Origin of the sequence: Sulfurihydrogenibium yellowstonense SS-5 (genome assembly GCF_000173615.1) — a bacterium.
GTDB lineage: Bacteria > Aquificota > Aquificia > Aquificales > Hydrogenothermaceae > Sulfurihydrogenibium > Sulfurihydrogenibium yellowstonense.
Genome location: NZ_ABZS01000204.1, coordinates 1 through 2638 on the forward strand (window position 1 = coordinate 1; position 2638 = coordinate 2638).

Here is a 2638-nt window from a genome sequence, read left to right on the forward strand (position 1 = left end):
ATAAGCTGATTTATCATATCAATAGCTTTTTCTGCAGCCACTTTACTTGTTGCATATATCTTTACTAATCCGGTTGGGTCTAAGTCAATCTTAACGCCCGTTTCCTCTATTATCTTCTTAATATTTTTACCCGCCGGACCTATAATTACGCTTATTTTTTCTGGAAGTACTCTAAGAGTTGTTACTGTTGGTGCATATGGAGATAACTCTTTTCGTGGCTCCGGTATAGCTTGGTACATAAGGTCAAGTATATAGTATCTTCCTACTCTTGCTTGCTCTAATGCTTTCTGTAAAATTTCTTTTGTTAAACCTCTTACTTTAATGTCCATTTGTATAGAAGTTACACCATCTCTTGTTCCGGCAACTTTAAAGTCCATATCGCCAAGATGGTCTTCATCTCCAAGAATATCAGATAATACTACAAATTTATCTTCACTTTTTATTAAACCCATTGCTATTCCGGCAACATGTTTTTTCATTGGAACGCCAGCATCAAATAATGCCAATGAACCACCGCAAACTGTTGCCATAGATGTTGAGCCGTTAGATTCTAAAATATCAGATACTACTCTTATAACATACGGAAATTCCTCTTCCGATGGAATTAAAGGCTCCAATGCCCTTTCTGCAAGATTTCCATGACCAATCTCTCTTCTTGATACCGGTCTTGGAGGTTTTGCTTCTCCTGTTGAGAATGGTGGGAAGTTATAATGTAGCATAAATCTTTTTAAAGTCTCACCGGCTTCTATACTCTCTTCTATCTGTCCTTCAGAAGGTGAACCAAGTGTTACAGTTACGAAAGCTTGGGTCTGTCCTCTTGTAAAGATAGCTGAACCATGATTTCTTGGGAAAACTCCAACTTTTATCCAAATAGGTCTAATTTCTTCTGGTTTTCTTCCATCAATTCTTCTATTTTCATAAAGTACAAGGTCTCTCATAACATTACTAACAACATCTTTATAGACAAAAGAGGCTTTTTTTACTTTTTCTTCAGGAATTTCTAATGTAGTTTTGATTTCTTCAAAAATAGCATTTATTTGTTTATTTCTTTCTTTTTTATCTGAAATATTAAATGCTTCTCTAATCCTTTCATAGGCTAATTCTTTAAATTTCTCTTTCAGTAAAATTTCTTCTTCATCTATTGGTATTTCAAGTTTATCTTTTCCGTATTTTGCTCTAAGTTCTTCTTGTAATTCTATCAATTTTTTAATTTCCTGATGACCAAAAAGCATAGCTTCGAGAATAACTTCTTCCGGAACTTCCTTAGCCCCGCCCTCTACCATAACAATGGCGTCTTTGGAACCGGCTACAACAATTTCTAAATCCGATTTTGCTTTTTGTTGATAAGTAGGATTAACTATAAATTGACCATCTACTCTACAAACTCTAACACCGGCAATTGGTCCTTCGAATGGAATGTCTGAGATATGTAGAGCAGCAGAAGCTCCAACTATACCCAAAACATCAGGGTCATACTGATCATCTGCGGATAAGGTATAAGCTGTGATGATTACATCATTGTAAAAACCTTTTGGGAATAAAGGTCTGATCGGTCTGTCTATATTTCTTGCAACTAAAATTTCTCTTTCTGAAGGCTTTCCTTCCCTTTTAACAAATCCACCCGGGATCTTACCATAAGCATAATATTTTTCTCTGTATTCAACCGTTAGTGGAAGAAAATCTATATCAGCTTGAGGCTCTTCAGACATAACTGCAGCAACTAAAACCGCCGTATCTCCTTGTCTTACGATTACGGCACCGTTTGCCTGCTTTGCAAAGTATCCTGTCTCTATGCTATAAGGTGCTCCGTTGACTACAGTTTCTACTTTAATCTCTTCCATTAATACCCCTATTATTTGCTTTCGTTAGATGTTTCTCTGATGTTTAATGCTTCAATAATTTTTCTATATCTCTCTTCGCTCTCTCTTTTGAGATAGTTTAAAAGCTTTCTTCTTTTATTAACCATCCCAATAAGACCTCTTCTTGAGTGAAGGTCTTTTTTGTTTGCTTTTATATGCTCTGTAAGATTTCTGATTCTTTCAGTTAAAATAGCAATTTGGACTTCCGGAGAACCAGTATCATTTTCGTGTAATGCAAACTTTTTAATGAGCTCTTGCTTTTTCTCAGCAGTAATTGACATTTATACCTCCTATAGCTAATTTAAAATTTTTTGGATTTATATTATAACATAATTTAGAAAAAGTAAGTCTCAGTTATTAAAGATTGTAGTTGATATTTACGTTTGATGAATTTAGATGGTGGGAAAGGAGGGAATCGAACCCTCACGGCCTTTCGGCCAAGGGATTTTAAGTCCCTCGCGTCTGCCAGTTCCGCCACTTTCCCTTTCAAATTGTAGAAATATAATATATCATATTTCTTAATTTTATGCAAGTATTTTTTATTGGGAGATTGGGATGATAAACTTCAAGCCTATGCAAATGCAAAATGAAGTTATAACAATATTAAAAAATCTTGGAAGCTCTATATCTTTAAAAGCTGGTGAGAATGTTAATGCTGAAGTTGTTGATGTCCTGCCTTCCGGTGCAGCTGTTCTTAGAATAAAAAACGGTTATATAACGGTCAATACAGAAATTCCCTTAAGTAAAGACAATCAGTTATTACTTAAAGTTCTTCCTCC

3 protein-coding genes and 1 tRNA gene are annotated in these 2638 nt (G+C 35.1%); 1 reads left to right on the forward strand and 3 read right to left on the reverse strand.

The window, feature by feature from the left end; translation table 11 throughout:
• The 3 genes from SULYE_RS07535 to SULYE_RS07545 all read right to left on the reverse strand — a co-directional run.
• Window positions 1-1841 (reverse strand): polyribonucleotide nucleotidyltransferase (locus tag SULYE_RS07535; protein WP_007548127.1); only part of this gene is annotated, 1841 nt, incomplete at its 3' end.
• Window positions 1842-1852: 11 nt separating this feature from the next.
• On the reverse strand, window positions 1853-2140 hold the full coding sequence (gene rpsO, locus SULYE_RS07540; protein WP_007548128.1) for a 30S ribosomal protein S15: 288 nt from the start codon (window positions 2138-2140) through the stop codon (window positions 1853-1855).
• Window positions 2141-2256: 116 nt separating this feature from the next.
• Window positions 2257-2343 (reverse strand) — tRNA-Leu (locus SULYE_RS07545).
• 71 nt (window positions 2344-2414) lie between these two features.
• Here SULYE_RS07545 and SULYE_RS07550 point away from each other — a divergent pair.
• The coding region (locus SULYE_RS07550) for a hypothetical protein (protein ID WP_007548129.1) at window positions 2415-2638 on the forward strand (224 nt) is incomplete at its 3' end.

Excerpts from the sequence above, each read along its gene's own strand:
- rpsO (WP_007548128.1), bottom strand. The coding sequence starts at position 2,140 with ATGTCAATTACTGCTGAGAAAAAGCAAGAGCTCATTAAAAAGTTTGCA.